This is a genomic window from Paenibacillus xylanivorans, assembly GCF_001280595.1.
In the GTDB taxonomy this organism is placed as follows: domain Bacteria; phylum Bacillota; class Bacilli; order Paenibacillales; family Paenibacillaceae; genus Paenibacillus; species Paenibacillus xylanivorans.
The window spans coordinates 1-806 of record NZ_LITU01000038.1; the positions used below are offsets into that span (position 1 = coordinate 1).

At 34.2% G+C, this 806-nt stretch carries 1 protein-coding gene; it reads left to right on the forward strand.

All coding sequences use genetic code 11. The annotated features are described in order from the left end of the window. The first annotated feature begins 18 nt into the window (after positions 1-18). A complete protein-coding gene (locus tag AMS66_RS05655; protein ID WP_053779468.1) occupies positions 19-801 on the forward strand; it encodes a nucleoside phosphorylase in 783 nt (260 codons plus the stop codon). Positions 802-806: the final 5 nt, after the last annotated feature.

The following is an 806-nucleotide window of genomic DNA, read 5'->3' on the forward strand; positions in this document are numbered from 1 at the left end:
CTTTGGAGGTAAGTCGAGATGGAGAGCAAAAAAATTGATAGTAAAGAATTCCCGATATTGGAATTTGATGAATCGCGAGTTGCAATAATTGAGGCAACTAATTTTATCAAGCCAAAAGAAGAATTTGAATACTGTGTAATAACATTTTTTAGAGATGTAATTGAAAAAATGAAAACGGAGGGAAAGTTGAAAGAAGTTGCATGTCTACATTGCGAGACTGTAGATTTGCCAATATATGAAACATATTATCAAGGAAAAAAAGTACATATTACTTTGGGGTATTTAGGAGCTGCAGGTTCAGCAGGATTCTTAGAAGAACTGATAGCCTATGGTTTTCAGAAATTTATAGTGTGTGGTGGTGCAGGTGTATTAAAAAAAGACATTGCTGTTGGACATGTAATAGTACCCGTTTCTGCAGTGAGAGATGAAGGAGTATCATACCATTACATTAAGCCATCAAGAGAAATTGAATGTAATCTAGAGGTTTTAAAAATCATAGAGGACGATTTTAATATACATAATATCAGGTATATAAAGGCAAAAACTTGGACGACAGATTCATTTTATAGAGAGACTAAAGAAAAGGTTGAGTTGCGGAAAGCAGAAGGGTGTGTAACTGTAGAAATGGAAGCAGCAGCATTTATGGCTGTTTCACAATTTAGAAATGTAAAATTAGGTATTATCTTGTATGGCGGTGATGATTTAAGTGGTGTCGAATGGGATAGTCGAAGTTGGAATAGCAGATCAGAAATAAGAATAAACCTTGTTCAAATATCAATGCGGATATGCAGTTCTTTATAACTGAA